The sequence below is a fragment of the Streptomyces poriticola genome (assembly GCF_036689765.1).
Lineage (GTDB): Bacteria > Actinomycetota > Actinomycetes > Streptomycetales > Streptomycetaceae > Streptomyces > Streptomyces poriticola.
In genome coordinates this window covers 377,922-395,446 of the sequence record NZ_JBAGKH010000004.1, presented here as the reverse complement: position 1 = coordinate 395,446, position 17,525 = coordinate 377,922, and the positions used below count along the sequence as shown (strand labels likewise).

Genomic DNA, 17,525 nt, shown 5'->3' with positions numbered 1-17,525 from the left:
GCCCTCCCGGCCTGCGGTCCGTACGCCGGCGGGACCGCCGGGCAGCGGCTCCCCGCGCATCAGTAGGCCCCCTGCCCGTGGAGCACCGCACGCAGCGTCTTCCACAAGATCACCGTGTCCAGGGCGAGTGACCAGTCCTCCACGTACCGCAGGTCCAGCCGGACCGCCTCCTCCCACGACAGGTCGCTGCGTCCGCTGATCTGCCACAGGCCGGTGAGTCCGGGCTTGACCAGCAGCCGCCGCCGGATGTCCGGGCCGTAGGCGGCGCACTCCTCCGGTAACGGAGGCCGTGGCCCGACGAGCGACATCGATCCGGTGAGCACGTTGAAGAGCTGCGGGAGCTCGTCGATCGAGTACCGGCGCAGCACCGCTCCCACCCGGGTCACCCGCGGATCCCGGCGGAGCTTGAACAGCAGCCCGGCCCCCTCGTTGCGGTGCGCCAGTTCGGCGCGTGCCCGGTCGGCCCCGGCGACCATGGTGCGGAACTTGAGAATGGTGAACTCGCGGCCGTCCTTGCCGACCCTGCGCTGGCGGTAGAACGCCCCGCCCCGGCTGTCCATCAGCACCAGCAGCCCGACGACCACCATGAGCGGCGCGAACAGCATCAGCAGGACCGCCGCACCCATCCGGTCGACGACCTCCTTGACCGCCCGGCGGCCCCCGGTGAAGGCCGGCATGCTGACCCGCAGCAGCGGGATCCCGAGCACCGCGTCGACGTGCAGCCGGGGGCCGGCCACCTCCATCAGCACGGGGGCCACCACCATCTCGGCGTCGCTGCCCTCGAGGTTCCAGGCCAGCCGCTGCAGGCGGTCCGGTGACCAGTGCGGATCAGGAGTGACCGCGACGACCCGGTAGCCGTCGCGGCGGACGTGCTGGGCGACGTCGGTCAGCCGGCCGACGACCGGCACTCCGTCCACATGGTCACCGCCGGGTTCGTGGACCTCCGTCGTGCACACCGCTTCCACCCGCCAGCCGAGATGCGGGTACCTGCGGGTCCGGGAGATCAGGTCGCGCAGCGTGGCAGGACTCCCGGCGGCGAGCACCGGTCGCAGGCACCGTCCTTCCTTGCGCTGTCTGTGCAGCCAGAGGCGCAGCAGATAGCGCTCGGTCATGGTGACCAGCGCGATCGCCGGGATCGCGACGAAGATCCAGAGTTTGATATTGCTCGAGGTGAGGGCGATCCCGCCGAGCGCCAGGACGACGACCGCCATGAACAGTGCGCGTCCGAGCCGGCGGAATTCCTCCGCACCCTGACCGAGCACGCCCGGAGCCCATGACCGGCTCACCGCGAGCGCCGCCAGCACCAACAACTCGGTGCCGAAGGCGAGAATTCCCCACTTCTCGTGCCAGTTGGCCGCGTCCCGCGTTCCGAAGAAGTTTCCGATCGCCGCCACCACGAAGGCGGTGGCCGCGGTATCGCTGATGACCACGGTACGGCGGTACCGCTGTTCCCAGTCGATCGCGGGCCGGCCGATCACCCCGTTCGGCAGACGCCCGCGCGTGGACGGAAACGGCCCGACTAATCCCCCTTGCCGCACAGAACCCCCCAGGTCCCACTGGTTCGACGTGCTCGCCCAACACTGTTCCTCCCCCCGGGAGGCCCCCGCCCCCGGAACTGTCCCTCCCCTTCCGGAAGCCCGCCGCGCATGACGAACCGGCTGTTTCGGAGATGCTGGAACCATCCACCCCGGCTGTGGCGGACTCGCATGTCCTGCCGGACTCTCGTGGTGCGCGGGAACCCTGCGAAAACCCGGGTGCTCCCCGCACCCAGGGCCCTCTTCCTTCGGGCTCCGAGAAATCGATCACCCCGACGCCTGTCGCCGGGGACGCGACTGCTGGCTTTCCGTGGCGCCGGACCTAGAGATCATTAATGGTCGCTTCGTGTTCGACCATGTGAAGCACGGGTCAATCTAGACCATCGGGGCCAGAATGAAGAGAGGATGTGTGGAATTTGTGCGCAAGCTTTGAGACGAGATCGACCGACCGGTTACCGCCTGCGGGTGACTCGATGTCACCGCACTCCCGGCAGCTCGTCCGGCCCCGGGCGCGGCTCTGCTCGGCGTGGCCGATGAGCCCCAACGGGCGGTCCACCGTGCCCGGTTCGGCCTCGCCCTCCCGCTGTCCGTGCACTACGGAGTGCCGCCGGATGCCGTGGCGGCGGGGCGACCGACCCGGTGGGCGGAGCGCCGGAGGCCGCGGTGGCCGATGCGTCGCGCAGGTCTCCGGGGGGTGTGGTCCGGCGGCGCGGACGCCTCTCTCCTCGAGTGGTGAGCAGCCGGCGGGTAGCCGAATCTCGTTCCTCCCGGCTCTCCGGCGTCCCGCCCGGGGATCACCCTGGTCGCCGGCAGCCGCGGGCGGTTCCTCACGCACGGCCCTCCGGAGGCGTGGCGGCTGCCCGCCGGTCCGGGTCGGGCAGGCGCTGCTCGGTCCAGATCACCTTGCCGCCCGCCGTGTATCTGGTCCCCCAGCGTTCGGTGGTCTGGGACACCAGGAACAGCCCGCGCCCGCCCTCGTCGGTGGTGGCCGCCTGCCGCAGGTGCGGGGCGGTGCTGCTGCCGTCGGACACCTCGCAGACGAGGGTGCTGTTGTACAGCAGCCGGACGTGGATCGGCTCGGATCCGTGGCGGATCGCATTGGTGAGGAGTTCGCTGAGCATCAGTTCGGTGGTGAAGCCGAGGTCCTCCTCCAGTTCCCACGCCCGCAGTTGCCTCAGACACGCGGCCCGGAGGTCGGCGACGGCCGCGGGGTCGGCGGGCACGTCCCAGTCGGCGACCCGGGAGGGATCCAGCCGGTGGGTGCGGACCGTCATGAGCGCGACGTCGTCTCTGCGGTGCGGGGGCAGCAGGGCATCGATCAGGGCCTGGCAGGTCTCGTCCGGCGTCCGGTCCCCGTGGCCGGAGAGAGTGTCGCGCAGCAGACGGAGCCCGGTGCCGAGGTCACGGTCACGGTGTTCGACCAGGCCGTCCGTGTACAGGACGAGTTGGCTTCCCGCGGGCAGCTCCAGCTCGAAGGTCTCGATGGGCAGGCCGCCGAGCCCGAGCGGCGGTGCGGGCGGCACGTCGGGGGAGTACACCGTCCCGTCGGGCAGGAGCACCGTCGGGGCGAGATGCCCGGCCCGGGACATGGTGCAGCGCCCGGAGACCGGGTCGTAGACCGCGTAGAGGCAGGTGGCCCCGGTGATGCCCGGGCCGTCCGAGTCCCCTTCCCGGGCCTCGTCGTGGTCGGTGCGGGTGACCAGCTCGTCGAGGTGCCACAGGAGTTCGTCGGGCGGCAGGTCGAGGTTGGAGAAGTTGTGCACGGCGGTGCGCAGGCGGCCCATGGTGGCGGCGGCGTGCAGCCCGTGGCCGACGACGTCACCGACGACCAGGGCGACGCGGGCCCCGGGCAGCCGGATGACGTCGAACCAGTCCCCGCCCACTCCGGCCTGTGCGGGCAGGTAGCGGTAGGCGGTGTCCACCGCGCTCTGTTCGGGCAGTGCGCGGGGCAGCAGACTGCGCTGCAGTGCCACGGCCATGGTGTGTTCCCGGGTGAACCGACGGGCGTTGTCGATGGCGACGGCGGCCCGTGCGGTCAGCTCGTCGGCGAAGGAGAGGTCCTCCTCGTCGAACGGATCATGCCGTTCCTGCCGCCAGAAGTTGGCCATCCCCAGGACGACGCCACGCGCCTGCAGGGGGGCCGCGATCAGCGAGTGGATACCGTACGCCAGGGCCATGCGCGCGCCCTCGGGATCCTGTGCGCGCCAGCTGTGAGCGACGGTCAGATCCGGCTCCAGCACCGCGTGGCCGCGGTCCAGAGCCGCCGCCATCGGTGTGCTGGGGTCGGTGAATCTGATCAGATCGCCCGTCGGCTGGAGAGGCGGGTCCGCACGGGTGCCGCTCACCGCCACGCGGCGCATCTCGGTGTGGGAGCCCGTGGGCTCCTCGCCGTGCAGTACCGGGTCCAGCAGCTCCACCGTGACGAAGTCCGCGAAGCGGGGGACCGCGACCTGCGACAGTTCCTTCGCCGTCTGCGCCACGTCCAGTGTGGTGCCGACCTGACCTCCGGCGTCGTACAGCATCCGCAGGCGTTCCCTGGCCGCTTCGGCGGTCCCGGACAGCGCCCGCAGGTCGGTGGTGTCCCGAACGGTCGCGACGGTGCCCACGGGGCCGCCGTGGGGAGCGGTGGGCCGTGTGTTGACGGCCAGCAGAAGATCCCCGGCCATGTGCACCTCGTCGGTCACGGTGCGCGCCGCGGCCAGCAGCTCGGCGAGGTCCGCGTCCATACCGAGATCCCTGACGTGGCGTCCCTCCGCGTCCGCCGGGAGTCCGAGCAGCCGGCGCGCCTCGTCGTTGGCCAGCATCAGCCGGCCTTCGCCCGAGATGATGAGCACACCCTCGCGGACGGCGTGCAGTACCGCGTGATGGTGCTCGTACATCCTGGTCATCTCGGCCGGTCCGAGCCCGTGCGTCTGCTGCCGCAGCCGCCTGCTCACCAGCGCGGAGCTGCCGGTGGCGAGGGCCAGCGCGATGGCGCCGGAGCCCAGGAGGACCGGCAGCCGGCCGGTCACCTCGTCCCCCACGCTCGCGATCCGCAGCCCGGCCCCGACGAGTCCCACCACCGTACCCCCGGCGTCGGTGACCGGGACGACCGCTCGCGCCGCGTCGTTCGGCTCCCCCGTGAAGATCTCGGTGAAGGACTCACCGGCGGCTGCCCGTTCCACGTCCTCGGCGGTCTCCCCGATCAGCGCGGGATCGGTGTCGGCGGCCCGGGTCCCGTCCGGCTCCATGACGCTGACGAAATCCACCCCCGCCCGCTGCCCCGCCTCCCGCACGTACGGCTGCAGCGCGGCGGTCGGATCGTCCGACCTCAGTGCGGACACGGTGCCGGGAGCGTTCGCGAAGGACGCCGCGGCGGCGAGCGACCGTTCACGGGCGGAGCTCTCGCCGGTGGACCTCGCCTGGAACGTCAGCGCGGTCACCGCGGCGGCGACCAGCAGCGCCGCCACCACGAACTGCAACAGGAACACCTGACCGGCGACGGTACGCGCCCCCGCCGGGAGACGAGACCTCCGCCCCGGCGGACGTGGTGACCCGCGCCCGGGAACTCCGTTCATGCACCATTCCTAGCGTCGGCACACCCTGACCGAGCAGCGGCGTGCCGGACCACCCGGCGCCCCGCCCCGAACGGAGGGAACGAGCGCCGACACGGGTGCCGGACGGGCGCGGGGCATCCCGCCGGACCGGCGATCGGCACTCCGGCGTCGCAGGCCGACCGGGTGCGCGGCACGAGGGGCATGCTGCCCGTGCCGCCGCGCCGACGCGTTCCCGTACCGCACCGAGGGCGTACCGGCAGTGGTGCCGGTACCGGCTCCGGTGGTCCCCGCACCTCCCGGGTCCGTGGCCGGCGGGCCCGCGCCGTCCGGCGCCCGGCCGGCCTGCCTGGCGGCGGGCTCCGACCTGTAAGAAGCTGGAGGAGAGGGGCGACGGCGACCGAGGGCCAGCTCATGAGCGGACAGGACTCACCGCACGCGAGCGGTCCGCGTCCGCCCCGCGAACCGCACGGACAGCGCGGGCCGAACCCGCTCAGGCGCCCGTCCGACAGGTTCGAGGAGTGGTTCCGCCGCGCCCTGTACCTCGTCCTCGTCCTCGGCCTGCCCGCCGCCGCGCTCGGCGCGGGGCAGAACGCGTACGAGTCGTCGATGCGCACCGCGCAGTCCCAGGCGGCGGAGCGGCAGGAGGTCACCGCGCGGCTGACCTCCCAAGCCGGGGACGGCGGCAGAGGGGCGCAGCAGCCCGCGGAGGTCCGCTGGACCGACGCGCACGGAACCGTGCGGACCGGTACCGCCGTGGTGGAGGCGGGAACGGACAAGGGCGCCTCCGTGCAGGTGTGGGTGGACCGGCAGGGCACGGTGACCGGCCCGCCGATGACCGCCTCGGAGGCGCGGACCGCCGGCTGGTTCACGGGCGGGATGGCTGCGATCGGCGTGGTCGCCGGGGTGCACGCGGCGCGCTCGGGCGTGCGTCTGGTGCTCGACCGGAGGCGGTACGCGCAGTGGGAGGCCGAATGGGACCGGGTGGAGCCGCTGTGGTCCGCGCGTTTCGGCCGGTGACCGGGGGGACACCAGCGCTCACCGGGTGAGGGGCCCGGGCACGACAGTCCCGGCCCATGACACCGGCACGACCGGCGAGGCGCTCCTGCTCACCCGCCCGTTCGCCGAGGGCGTGCGCGTCCGGCGGTGCCCGCCCGCCCCGCAGACGGGGCGGCGGCGCCCCGGCCGCTACCGGACGAGGCCGTGATCGCCGCACTGCACGACGAAGCGCCCGACGCCGCGGAGACCGGCCGGCCGCAGGTCTTCGCCCGGTACGACGGCCTCGTAGCCCTCACCGGCAGCCCGGTGCGCCAAGACCCCGCCGCCGTGCTCGGGCCGCCGCCGCGGCCGGCCGTCTCCTCGGCGCCGCCGGGCTGCGTGAGACCGACCGGTTGCGTGCCGCGCCGGCGAGCAGGTGGTACGCCCTCCGCGGCCATCCGCAGGCGCTCGACGGTGACCTCGTGGCCGCCGCCCCGGCGTACGCGGAGGCCGCCCGCCGTGCCACGGGGCCGCCGCGCGCGACCACCTGGTCCGCCAGTCCGTGCGGGCGCGGGCCGGTGACTGATTCACCGCCGGCGGAGGCCGCGCGTCCGGGGTGCCCGCCGACGCGCCGTCACCGGGTTCCGCAGCCAGAATGGAGCCAGAGCAGACCGGGGTGCGGTCCGGGACCGCAGGACCCGGAGTGAGGAGGGCAGCGATGTCCCACACGGCCGAGTGGAAGCTCCGGCTCCAGTTCTTCGAGGACGACGACGGAACGACCCGGGCACAGGTGGTCCTGGACACCGGGGACACCGCGCTCACCGGCCGCGGGACGGCGCACTGCCATCCCGCCGACACGAACGTGCCCGAGATCGGTGACGAACTGGCGGCCGGGCGGGCCATGGACAACCTGGCCCGGCAACTCCTGGACGCCGCCGAGCGCGACATCGAGGGCATGGGAGCGACCCGGCCCGCCGCCCGCCGGGGCGCGCGTCAGGTCGAGGGCTGGCCGGGGTGACCGACGGCGCCCCGCCGCCCCGGCGGGGCGTCAGCCTTCCGCCGGGCCCGTCAGCATGACGATGTCGTCGGCCGCCACGTCGTGCAGCCGGATGGCGAGATCCTCCAGCGCCCGGCTCACGGCCAGTTCGTCACCGATCTCCGGCACCGGCCGGTCGATCGGGTTGCGCCGGGCCAGCCCCCGGCCCGTCAGCGTCGACGTGTCCCGGGTCGAGAGCACGGCCTGTGCACGCGTGTCGTCTCCGTCCTCGCTGATGTAGATCTGCACCGTCCACTGCTTGGTGTCCATGACCCTCACTTCCCTTGCGGGGCTCCCCGGGTGACGTGCGCAGCCGCGGGACGAGCCGGACGGCGGCCGGTCAGGCCGGATCGTAGGTGAGGCAGTCGATCTCGTTCTGCTGGTAACCGACAGTGATCGCCGGGGCGTGGCACTCGAGGCCGGTGTTGTGCCGGCAGTCGGCCATCTTGCAGGCGCCGACACGACCGGCGTCGGGTGCCTCGCCCCCCTTGGTGTCGGCGCCCATGTAGGTGTCGCAGATCGCGCTGTGGATGTCACCGACCGTGATGGCCACGGCGTGGCAGGTGTGTTCCTGGTTGTAGGCGCAACTGTCGGCCGAGCATTCGCTGATGACGGGCAGTTGCATGACCGGTGCACTCGACATGGCCGTCCTTCCTCCGCGGAGCGAGTGGTGCACGGCTGCGATGCGTCCCGGTGGCCGCACGGCAGCACATCCCCGTTCCCCCGCGATTCCAGGGTCCGCGAGGTCGGCCCCCGGCGCATCTCCGGCGGCCCGGGGCGGTGCGTGCGGGCCCGTGCGGCCCCGGTGCGCGGCTCAGGGCGGCGTCGTCCCGGGCGGCGGCGCGCCGGGGTCCCGATCCGGACCAGCGGCTGATCACCGGACCGGCCACGGCGAGCAGCAGGCCGGGCCTGGCCGGGGACCGGCGAGGGGTCCGTCCGACCACCGCGGACGATCGAAATGATCGAGGCGCCTGACCGCCGGGTCGGAAGACCCGGTCGGTCGCGGTGACGAAGGCGCGGCGTCCCGCGGCCCACTCCGGGGCCGTGCGGTGCTCGCGCTCGGAGAAGTCGGCCACCGCGTCGGCGACGACGAACGCCCGGACGCCCCGCATCCGGGCGTCGCACGCCGTCATGGGCACCCCGATGTGCGCGCATGCGCCGCCGGCCACGAGTTGGTGGCGTCCTGGTGCCCGCAGCCGCTCCAGCAGGTCGGTGCACACGAGGGGCCCTGTACCCACTGCGTCCCCAGAGTGTCCCCGGGGTGTGGGCCGGCGGCGTCGGCGATGGCCGCCGCGTGCTCGTCCGCGGGCACGGGCGGGCCCTGCGGCATCGGGGCCCGCGCCGGGCGGCCCCGGCTCCCGTGGCGCTCCGGTCGTACCCCGGCCCGGCGACTGTCCGGCCGGCGGTCCGGCGGCCTTCCTCCTTGGTTCCCCGGGGCCCACGGGGTCGTCCGTCGGCCTTTCTCCGGGCTCTTGTCGCCAGCGTTCCGTGGGTGCGCGCACCGCCGGGACGTTCCGGGTACCCGGCCACTGTCACCGCTCCGGGGGCGTGCGGGCAGACCGTCGGGCGCTGTGGCGGCCGGACACACTCCATGCATACCCCCGGGGGTAAGTGCTAGGGTTCGCATATATACCCCAGGGGGTAATTCACCGGTGAGAGGAGTGTCCCCGTGTTCTTCGTCGACACCGTCGAGCTCGAAGGGCTCGGCAACCGCAGCTACCTGGCCGGCGGCGAGCGCACCGCGGTGGCCGTGGACCCGCCCCGCGACATCGACCGGGTGCTGGCCACGGCCGCCCGGCGCGGGGTGCGGATCTCCCACGTGGTGGAGACGCACCTGCACAACGACTACGTCTCCGGCGGGCTGGAGCTGGCGCGGATCACCGGCGCCGCCTACCTGGTGCCGGCCGGTGCGCGGGTCGCGTTCACGCGGGTTCCGGTGTCCGACGGAGACACCGTCGGCATCGACGCCGGACTGACGCTGGAGGCGATGGCGACACCGGGCCACACACCGCACCACACGTCGTACGTGCTGCACGACGGCGGCCGACCCGTCGCGGCGTTCACCGGCGGGTCGCTCCTGATCGGCACGGTCGGCCGGCCGGACCTGGTCGAGCCGCGGCTCACCGGGCGGCTGGCGCGCGCCCAGCACGCCTCGGCGCACCGGCTGGCGTCCGTGCTGCCGGACGACACCGCGGTGCTGCCCACCCACGGCTTCGGCAGCTTCTGCTCCTCGGCGCAGGCCGACGCGGACGCCAGCACCATCGGCAAGGAGAAGTCGGCCAACACCGCCCTCACCCTGGACGCGGAGGACTTCGTCGCCGACCTGCTGGCCGGACTGGACGACGTGCCCGCCTACTACGCGCACATGGGCCCGGCCAACGCCGCCGGCCCCGAACCCGTCGACCTCACGCCCCCCGAGGTCGCCGACGCCCGGGAGATCGCCGCGCGGCTCGCGGCCGGCGAGTGGGTGGTGGACCTGCGCAACCGGGTGGCCTTCGCCGAGGGGCATGTGGCGGGTTCGGTCAACTTCGAGGCCGACGGCAAGCTCGCCACCTACCTGGCCTGGCTGATCCCGTGGGGCAAGCCCGTCACGCTGCTCGCGGAATCCGCCGACCAACTCGCCGCCGCGCAGCGGGAGCTGGTCCGGGTCGGCATCGACCGCCCGGCCGCCGCGGCGACCGGCGGCCCCGACCGGTGGCTGCCCGAGGGCGTGAGCCCGGCGTCGTTCCCGCGGTCGGCCTTCGCCGGCCTGGCCGGGCAGGCCCCGGGCTCGGTCGTCGTGCTGGACGTGCGCCGCGACTCCGAGCGGGCGGCCGGCTGGATCGAGGGTTCCGTGCACATCCCCGTCCACGAGCTGCACGGCCGCCTCGGCGAGGTCCCCGACGGCACGGTCTGGGTGCACTGCGCGAGCGGCATGCGCGCCGCCGTCGCCGCCTCGCTGCTGGACGCCGCCGGCCGCGACGTCGTCGCCGTGGACGACGGCTTCGACGCGGCCCAGGACGCCGGTCTGCGCCTCGTCTCCCGCTGACCCGAACCCCGAAGCGCTGTGTCCGCCTTCCGGACGCAGTGTCAGAACCCTCGCACGAAGGGACGACGCACCATGTTTCTGTCACGTGGAGACGCACCGCGCCTCACGGTCGCGCAGGCACACGCCCGCACACGCCGGGGCGGGGGCGACGCCGTCCTGCTGGACGTACGGGAGGAGCCGGAGTGGCGGGCCGGTCACGCACCGGACGCCGTGCACGTCCCGCTGTCGGCGCTCGCCGCCGGCGGCGGCCTGCCGCGAGCCGCGCAGGACCGGCCCCTGGTGGTGATCTGCCGGAGCGGACGCCGCTCGCAGCAGGCGGCGAGGCTCCTCACGGCGCGCGGAGCGGACGCCGTGGACGTCGAGGGGGGCATGAACGCCTGGGCCGCCGCGGGACACCCGGTCGTCGTCGAGCACGGGAACAGCGGTCCGGGGACGTGACCGCGCTCGTCCTGGCCCTCGTCGCCGGAGGCGCCGTCGGCCTCGCGCTCGGCGCGCTCGGTGGCGGCGGCAGTGTCCTCGCCGTTCCGGCACTGATCTACCTGCTCGGCTTCACACCCGTGGCGGCCACCACCGCGAGTCTGGTCATCGTCGCGGCCACCTCCGCCACCGCCCTGTACGCGCACAGCCGGGACGGCAACGTGGCCTGGGGGACCGGGGCGCTCTTCGCCGCCGCCGGCATCGTCCCGGCCTTCCTCGCCGGGGCCGCCGCCGGGCACCTTCCCGCGGCGCTGCTCACCGCGGCGTTCGCGCTCGTCGCCGCCCTCGCGGCCCTGCGCATGCTGCGGCCCGCCGGCGCCGAACCGGCGGAGCGGGCCAAGCCCGTCGAGGCGGCCGGCGCGGGCGCCGGGCTCGGCGCGGTGACCGGATTCCTCGGCGTGGGCGGCGGTTTCCTCGCCGTCCCCGCCCTGGTGAACGTCCTGGGGCTGCGGATGCGCAGGGCCGTGGGCACGAGCCTGCTCGTGATCACGGTGAACTCGCTGGCCGCGCTGGCCGCCCGTACGGGAACCGGCGGCGACCTCCACTGGGCGCTCGTCGCACCCTTCACCGGCGCCGCGGTGCTGGGTGCCTGGGACGGCAGACGCCTGGCCGCGAGGATCTCCGGGGCCGCGCTGCAGCGGCTCTTCGCGGGCGTACTGCTGGTGGTGGCCGCCGCCATGCTCATCGACGTGATCGCGTGAGCGCTCGGCGGCTGACGGGGCGAGCCGGGGAGCCCGGGCCGGGCGGGAGACCCGGGACGGCCCAGGGGCTCAGGCCAGGGAGAGGAAGAGCTTCTCCAGGCGACCGCGCATCTCCTCGCGGTCCTCGCCGGAACCGCGGCCGTCCTCGACGTCGGTCAGGCACTGCTGCAGCCCGGTCGCGATGATCGCGAAACCCGCCCGGTCCAGCGCCCGGGACGCGGCGGCGAGCTGGGTGACCACCTCCTCGCAGTCCCGGCCCTCCTCGATCATCCGGATCACCCCGGAGATCTGCCCCTGCGCGCGGCGCAGCCGGTTCAGGACCGCCTTCAGCTCGGCTCCCGCCAGATCAAGCTCCACCGCAACTCCTTCCGGAATACCCCCAGGGGTACTATACCGCCCGGTTGGGGGACACCGTCGACACCCAAGGATGACGTCGGACATGACCGACCCCACGGCACTCGGAACCGACGAGGCACACAGCCGCCTGCACGAGCTCACCGTCGTCGACGTGCGCACACCCGGGGAGTACGCCGCGGGCCACCTCCCCGGCGCGCTCAACATCCCGCTCGACCGGATCCGCCGCGCCCTGCCGGACATCCGCCACGCCGCCGACCGCGGCGGCGTCCTGGTCGTCTGCGCCTCGGGAGCCCGCTCGGACAGCGCCTGCCGGCTCCTCGCCGAGAACGGCATCGCCGCCGCCACCCTCTCCGGCGGCACCGGCGCCTGGGCGGCCGACGGCCACGTACTGCACCGGCCGCGGGGCGCCGTCCGCACCGGCTGGGGAACGGAGCGCCAGGTGCGCTTCACCGCGGGCGCGATCGTCCTGCTCGGGCTGCTGCTCGGCGCCCAGGTGCATCCGGCTCTCCGACTGCTGTCCGCCGCCATCGCCGCCGGCCTGGTTCTCTCGGCGGTGACCGGCACGTGCGGCATGGCAGCCGTCCTCGCCCGGCTGCCCCGCAACCGGCCGACGGCCGCCGACCTCGACGAAACGCTCGCCGCACTGCGCGGCCGCTGACGGACAGCCACGCGGAAACAGGGCCGACCGGCCCTGGTCCTTGGTCCCGGTCGAGGGAAGACTGCCGGCAAGGGCACAGACACACACCGGACGCCTCCTGGGGAGCGAGCGATGGCGGACAGCGAGCACGCCGGTCCCGAGACCGTGACCATGACCGTGACCAGGGTCTTCCTCCTGGACGACCACGCGGTCGTCCGGCGCGGGGTCCACGACCTGCTGGACGACGAGCCGGACATCACCGTGGTCGGCGAGGCGGCCACCGCGGAGCAGGCCCTGGTACGCGTCCCCGCCCTGCGCCCGGACGTGGCGGTACTGGACGTACGGCTGCCGGACGGCGACGGCGTGACCGTGTGCCGGGAGCTGCGCGGCCGGATGCCCGAGCTGGCCTGCCTGATGCTCACCTCGTTCGACGACGAGGAGGCACTGCTCGACTCGATCATGGCCGGCGCGGCCGGCTACGTGCTGAAGCAGATCGAGGGCTCGGATCTGGTCTCGGCCGTGCGCACGGTGGCCCGCGGACAGTCGCTGCTCGACCCGAGCGCCACGGCGAAGCTGATGGCGCGGCTGCGCGGCGGCCCGCCGGAGGAGGAAGCGGGTGCCCTGCCCGGTCTGACCCCGCGGGAGAGGGACATCCTCGCCCTGATCGGCGAGGGCCTCACCAACCGCCAGATCGGTCAGCGGCTCTACCTCGCGGAGAAGACGGTGAAGAACCACATCTCCCGACTGCTGGCCAAACTGGGCGTGGAACGGCGCGTCCAGGCCGCCGTCGTCGCCACCCGGGCACAGGACCGGACGCGCTCCACCGGGCACTGAGCTCGCGGGCGCCGCCGCGCCCTCCCCGCGCCCCTTCAGGGCGCTGCCGAACCGCAGCGGACTTCGCCCGACCTGCTCAGCCGATACCGTGACAACAGCGCGGCACGGCCGTCGGACGGTCCGCGGGGCAGGGAGGATCAGCGGTGGCAAGCTCCGAAGGGGCCAGGGCGGCCAGGGAGGCCAGGGAGGCCCGGGTGCGCCTCCCGCAGCTGCGGCTCGACGAGCTGCTGGAGGAGCTCCAGGCCCGCCTGGACGCGGCGCGCGGGACCCGGGACCGGGTGCACAGCCTGCTGGAGGCTGTGCTGTCGGTCGGCCGCGAGCTCGATCTCGAGCAGGCACTGCGCAGCATCGTGGAGGCCGCGGCGGCCCTGGTCGACGCGGAGTACGCCGCGCTCGGCGTGATCGGCCCGGACGGCGGACGACTGTCCGCCTTCCACACGGTGGGCGTCGACGAGCGGCAGATCGCACGCATCGGCCACCTCCCCGAGGGCCACGGCATCCTCGGCGAACTGATCCGCAACCCCGAGCCGTTGCGGCTGGCGAAGCTCTCCGACCATCCCTCCTCGTACGGCTTCCCGGCCCACCACCCGCCGATGCACACCTTCCTCGGCGTCCCCATCCGGGTGCGCGACCAGGTCTTCGGCAATCTGTACCTGACCGAGAAGCGCGGCGGGCAGCAGTTCGACGAGGACGACGAGTCGGTGCTGGCGACGCTGGCCGTCGCGGCCGGAGTGGCGATCGACAACGCCCGGCTGTACGAGGAGTCCCGGCTGCGCGAGCGCTGGCTGCAGGTCGACGCGGAGATCACCCACACCCTGATGTCCGGCGCCGCACAGGGCGACGTACTGCGGCTGATCGCCGAGCGGGCCCGGGAGATCACGGCCGCGGCTCTCGGCGTGGTGGCCCTGCCGGTGCGGGGCACCGACACGCTCGCGCTGGACCTGGCGATCGGCCGGGAGGCCGAGAGGCTGCGCGGCACGGTCCTGCCCGTCGAGGGGACCCTCGTCGGCCAGGCGTACGCCCGCGGGGAGCCGGTGGGCAGCCCGGACGTGTCCCGCGACGAACGGATCCCGGCCGGCCCGCCCCGCTTCGCCGGCCTCGGACCGGCCGTCGCCTTCCCGATCGGTGCGGGCGACCGGGTCCGCGGCGTGGTCCTGCTGGTCCGCGAGGCGGGCCACAGCGCGTTCACCGGGCAGGAGACGGAGTCCCTGCAGGTCTTCGCCGCGCAGGCCGCGGTCGCCCTGGAGCTGGCGGAACGCCGTCAGGACGCCGAGCAGATCGCTCTGCTGGAGGACCGCGACCGGATCGCCCGGGACCTGCACGACCTGGCGATCCAGCGGCTGTTCGCCACGGGGATGACGCTCCGGAGCGCCGGCCGCTTCATCGACCACGAGGGGGCCGGGGAGCGGGTGCAGCGGGCGGTGGGGGACCTCGACGAGACCATCAGGATCATCAGGTCGACGATCTTCGGCCTGCGCTCCCGGGACGACGACGCGGCTCCCGGGCTGCGGTCCCGGGCGGTGCGGACGATCGGCGAGGCCGCGCCCGTCCTGGGCTTCGCACCGGGCGTCCGGATGGAAGGGCTGCTCGACACGTACGTGCCCGGGGAGACCGTCGACCACGTGACGGCCGTGCTGTCCGAGTCGCTCACCAACGTCGCGCGGCACGCCCGCGCCGACCGCGCCGAGGTGGTCCTCGAGACCGACGGCAGGGAGGTGCGTCTCACGGTCACCGACAACGGCGTGGGTATCGCGCCCGGGGGCCGCCGCAGCGGCCTGCGCAATCTCCGGGAACGCGCCCGCACGCTCGGCGGGGACATGGAACTGCAGCACCCCGAGGGCGGCGGCACCCGTCTGGTGTGGTGGGCGCCGGTGGGGCGGACCGAGGGCGCGGGCGGGACGGTGAACTCACCGTAGGCTCCCGCTGCCGTAGGGGGCGTACAGGTCCAGCAGCCGGATCCGGGCCACATGCAGCCGATGGGCGACCACGCTCCCGACCCAGACCCCCACGGCACGGCCGAACTCCGCGTTCTGCGCACACATGTCCCGCACCACGTCCGCGTCGAACTCCCAGGCACGGACCGGGCTCATCGCCTCGGCGCCCAGATGCCACAGGTGGGGCGGGAAGTGCCAGGACCAGCCGACCAGTTCGCCGGGGCCGAGCGACTCGATGACCGGGGCCCGACGGCCCGGCACCCGCAGGTCGAGGATGACGGTGCCGGTGCGGACGATCCAGAACCGGTCGGCCCTCCGGTCCTCTTCGAACAGCCGTGCTCCGCCGTCGAAGGACACCTCGCGGGCGGCCTTCATCAGACGCTCGCGGTGAGCGGGCGGAAGCCCCGCGGCCAGCGTGGTGGTGGACGTCATCTCAAGCTCCTTCCGTGTCTCCGGGGCACCGCCCGGCGAGTCCGGCCGGCCCGGTGGTGCGTGCCGTTGCGGTCTCCAGTCCTCGAGGACCGCTGATCTCACCCTGAAGCCGTGCGCCACGGCACACCACGGGCCACTCGGCCCCGTCCGTGGCCCGACCGGCCCTGCCGGCGCGGCCCGGCACCCGGACGCCCCGACCGGCGGGCGGGTGCCAGTGGCGGGTGCCACGCTGGGACGGACAGGATCTGCGAAGGGAATCGCCGTGATCACCACTGATTTCGCCCCCGGCTCGCCCTGCTGGCTCGACCTCGGCGCCCCGGACGTCCGGGCGGCCGCCGACTTCTACGGCACGGTGCTCGGCTGGGAGTTCGAGCCCATGGGGGAGGGGGACGCCCCGGAGGGGGGAATGTTCCGGAAGGACGGGAAGATCGTCGCCGGACTGGGCAAGCTCACGGAGGAGGGCGCCCGCTCGGCCTGGATGGTCTACTACACCGTCACCGACGCGGACGCCACGACCCGGAGCGTGCAGCGCGGGGGCGGCACGGTGCGGGTCGCGCCGAGAGATCTGGACGACTGGGGGCGGATGGCCCAGTACAGCGATCCGCTCGGGGGCCAGTTCGCGGTGTGGCAGCCGGGGAGGACCAACGGCTTCGAACTGGCCGACCAGCCAGGTTCGCTGAGCTGGACCGAGTTGATGACCACCGACGCCGCGGCGGCGAAGGAGTTCTACGGCTCGGTCTTCGGCTGGCAGTACAGCGACATGGAGATGCCGGGCGGCGAGGGCACCTACACTCTCGTCACGCCCGCCGGTCTGCCCGAGGAGCGGATGCACGGCGGCATGATGGGGATGCGCCCGGAGGACCTCGCGCTGACCGACGGACGGCCCTACTGGCATCCGGTCTTCGCCGTCACCGACTGCGACGCCGCGGTCGCCAGGGCCGGCGAGAAGGGCGGCACCGTCCAGATGGGGCCGGAGGACATGGAGGGCGTCGGCCGGCTCGCCGTCTGCGTCGACCCCGCCGGGGCGGACTTCGTGGTGCTCAAGCCCAGTCCGAACTGAGCCCCGGCAGAGCCGGACTCCTCCCGGGGATCCGGCAGGGCGCCGCACGGCCCCTGTGCCGTCCGCCGCGCACCCGGTCCCGCGGCGGCCTGCGGATCGGGGCGGTCACACAGCGCCCGACAGGGCCGCCACCGGATGCAGCGCCGCGTACTCCAGGGGTGCCGACGGGTCGACCGGCAGTTCGAGCGGTGCGGGCCCGGCGCCCGCGCGTACGAGCAGGTCGCCGACGGCCGCGCGTACGAGCAGGTCGCCGACGGCCGCGATCATGGCGCCGTTGTCGGTGCACAGCCGTGGCGGGGGAACGCGCAGGACGATCCCCGCGGCCCGGCACCGCTGCTCGGCCAGCGCACGTACCCGGGAGTTGGCCGCCACCCCGCCGACCACGACCAGCGTGCCGACGCCGTGCTCCCGGCGGGCGGCCACCGCCTTGCGGGTCAGCACGTCGGCGGTCGCCTCCTGCAGCGACGCGGCGCCGTCTGCCACCGGCAGGTCCGCGCCGGAGTGCCCTTCCGCCCAGCGCGCGGCGGCCGTCTTCAGCCCGGAGAACGAGAAGTCGTACGACCCGGCGGCCAGTCGCACTCGTGGGTGCGGCCGACCAGCCGCGCGGACAGGCCGAGCTCGGCGGCGATGTCGGTCGCGGCGGGCAGCAGGGAGACGACGCGCATGCCGCGACTCCAGGACCGCCCGCCGACACCCGGCACCGGACCGCCACCGCAGCCGCCACCGGACCCGCCGACAGGGATGTGCAGCCCGGGGTAAGCCGAAGCCGGGGCCGGAGACCCGGCCGGCGAGGACCAGCACGAGCGGACCACCTTCCGGCGCGCCGCCTGCCGCGCCCGCTTCCGCGCCCCGGTGCGCTCCGCCGCGCCGCGCGCACCGCGGACGCCCGAGCCGGTGGGGCGGCGGCCGACTCCGGGCCCCTGCCGGGTCCGGGTCCGGGTCCGAGTCCGGGTGCGAGGGGCCGGCGACCCCGCGACCGCCGG

The 17,525-nt window shown here is 74.2% G+C and carries 16 protein-coding genes and 1 pseudogene; 9 read left to right on the top strand and 8 right to left on the bottom strand.

Features of this window, described 5'->3' with window-relative positions; genetic code table 11:
* Positions 1-59 precede the first annotated feature (59 nt).
* Together V5O46_RS09435 and V5O46_RS09430 are read right to left on the bottom strand one after the other, a co-directional pair.
* Positions 60-1,538 (bottom strand): sugar transferase, encoded by a 1,479-nt coding sequence (locus tag V5O46_RS09435; RefSeq protein WP_332884027.1) that lies wholly within the window; start codon positions 1,536-1,538, stop codon positions 60-62.
* 824 nt (positions 1,539-2,362) lie between these two features.
* Positions 2,363-5,092, bottom strand: coding sequence for a SpoIIE family protein phosphatase (locus V5O46_RS09430; protein ID WP_408648948.1), 2,730 nt, complete (start codon positions 5,090-5,092; stop codon positions 2,363-2,365).
* Positions 5,093-5,482: 390 nt separating this feature from the next.
* Here V5O46_RS09430 and V5O46_RS09425 point away from each other — a divergent pair, with 390 nt between their 5' ends.
* Positions 5,483-6,088 (top strand): Rv1733c family protein, encoded by a 606-nt coding sequence (locus V5O46_RS09425; protein ID WP_332884025.1) that lies wholly within the window; start codon positions 5,483-5,485, stop codon positions 6,086-6,088.
* 676 nt (positions 6,089-6,764) lie between these two features.
* Positions 6,765-7,064 carry a DUF1876 domain-containing protein gene (locus V5O46_RS09420; RefSeq protein WP_332884024.1) on the top strand — a complete coding sequence of 100 codons (300 nt, stop codon included), beginning with the start codon at positions 6,765-6,767 and terminating at the stop codon, positions 7,062-7,064.
* A gap of 30 nt (positions 7,065-7,094) precedes the next feature.
* Here V5O46_RS09420 and V5O46_RS09415 read toward each other — a convergent pair whose 3' ends face one another.
* The 3 genes from V5O46_RS09415 to V5O46_RS09405 all read right to left on the bottom strand — a co-directional run bounded on the left by V5O46_RS09415 (position 7,095) and on the right by V5O46_RS09405 (position 8,251).
* Complete coding sequence (locus tag V5O46_RS09415) at positions 7,095-7,352, bottom strand: DUF1876 domain-containing protein (RefSeq protein ID WP_332884023.1); 258 nt, start codon at positions 7,350-7,352, stop codon at positions 7,095-7,097.
* Between the two features lie 70 nt (positions 7,353-7,422).
* Positions 7,423-7,725: a DUF1540 domain-containing protein gene (locus V5O46_RS09410; RefSeq protein WP_332884022.1), complete on the bottom strand. Its 303-nt coding sequence runs from the start codon at positions 7,723-7,725 to the stop codon at positions 7,423-7,425.
* Positions 7,616-8,251 (bottom strand): isochorismatase family protein, encoded by a 636-nt coding sequence (locus V5O46_RS09405; protein ID WP_332884132.1) that lies wholly within the window; start codon positions 8,249-8,251, stop codon positions 7,616-7,618. Before V5O46_RS09405 ends, V5O46_RS09410 begins: the two co-directional genes overlap by 110 nt.
* A gap of 500 nt (positions 8,252-8,751) precedes the next feature.
* Between V5O46_RS09405 and V5O46_RS09400 the strand changes: the two genes are divergently transcribed.
* The 3 genes from V5O46_RS09400 (at position 8,752) to V5O46_RS09390 (ending at position 11,288) form a co-directional block, all read left to right on the top strand.
* Positions 8,752-10,110, top strand: coding sequence for an MBL fold metallo-hydrolase (locus tag V5O46_RS09400; protein WP_332884021.1), 1,359 nt, complete (start codon positions 8,752-8,754; stop codon positions 10,108-10,110).
* A 72-nt stretch (positions 10,111-10,182) separates the two neighbouring features.
* On the top strand, positions 10,183-10,548 hold the full coding sequence (locus V5O46_RS09395) for a rhodanese-like domain-containing protein (RefSeq protein ID WP_332884020.1): 366 nt from the start codon (positions 10,183-10,185) through the stop codon (positions 10,546-10,548).
* Entirely contained in the window at positions 10,545-11,288 is a 744-nt protein-coding gene (locus V5O46_RS09390; RefSeq protein ID WP_332884019.1) for a sulfite exporter TauE/SafE family protein, read from the top strand. The genes V5O46_RS09395 and V5O46_RS09390 overlap by 4 nt, the downstream gene beginning before the upstream one ends.
* Before the next feature lie 69 nt (positions 11,289-11,357).
* On the opposite strand, the gene V5O46_RS09385 is transcribed toward V5O46_RS09390, so the two are convergent.
* Positions 11,358-11,645, bottom strand: a complete 288-nt coding sequence (locus tag V5O46_RS09385; protein WP_332884018.1) for a metal-sensitive transcriptional regulator — start codon at positions 11,643-11,645, stop codon at positions 11,358-11,360.
* Between the two features lie 82 nt (positions 11,646-11,727).
* Between V5O46_RS09385 and V5O46_RS09380 the strand changes: the two genes are divergently transcribed.
* From V5O46_RS09380 to V5O46_RS09370, 3 genes are all read left to right on the top strand, one after another.
* On the top strand, positions 11,728-12,303 hold the full coding sequence (locus V5O46_RS09380) for a rhodanese-like domain-containing protein (protein ID WP_332884017.1): 576 nt from the start codon (positions 11,728-11,730) through the stop codon (positions 12,301-12,303).
* A 111-nt stretch (positions 12,304-12,414) separates the two neighbouring features.
* Positions 12,415-13,116, top strand: coding sequence for a response regulator transcription factor (locus tag V5O46_RS09375; protein ID WP_332884016.1), 702 nt, complete (start codon positions 12,415-12,417; stop codon positions 13,114-13,116).
* Positions 13,117-13,259: 143 nt separating this feature from the next.
* On the top strand, positions 13,260-15,032 hold the full coding sequence (locus tag V5O46_RS09370) for a sensor histidine kinase (protein WP_332884015.1): 1,773 nt from the start codon (positions 13,260-13,262) through the stop codon (positions 15,030-15,032).
* Here the strand turns inward: V5O46_RS09370 and V5O46_RS09365 are convergent.
* On the bottom strand, positions 15,024-15,482 hold the full coding sequence (locus V5O46_RS09365) for a cyclic nucleotide-binding domain-containing protein (protein WP_332884014.1): 459 nt from the start codon (positions 15,480-15,482) through the stop codon (positions 15,024-15,026). The two genes, V5O46_RS09370 and V5O46_RS09365, sit on opposite strands and share 9 nt — an antisense overlap.
* A gap of 262 nt (positions 15,483-15,744) precedes the next feature.
* Here V5O46_RS09365 and V5O46_RS09360 point away from each other — a divergent pair, with 262 nt between their 5' ends.
* Complete coding sequence (locus V5O46_RS09360) at positions 15,745-16,542, top strand: VOC family protein (RefSeq protein ID WP_332884013.1); 798 nt, start codon at positions 15,745-15,747, stop codon at positions 16,540-16,542.
* 105 nt (positions 16,543-16,647) lie between these two features.
* On the opposite strand, the pseudogene V5O46_RS09355 reads toward V5O46_RS09360, so the two are convergent.
* A pseudogene (locus V5O46_RS09355) lies at positions 16,648-17,178 on the bottom strand (tRNA (adenosine(37)-N6)-threonylcarbamoyltransferase complex transferase subunit TsaD); the annotation flags it as partial.
* Between the last annotated feature and the right edge of the window lie 347 nt (positions 17,179-17,525).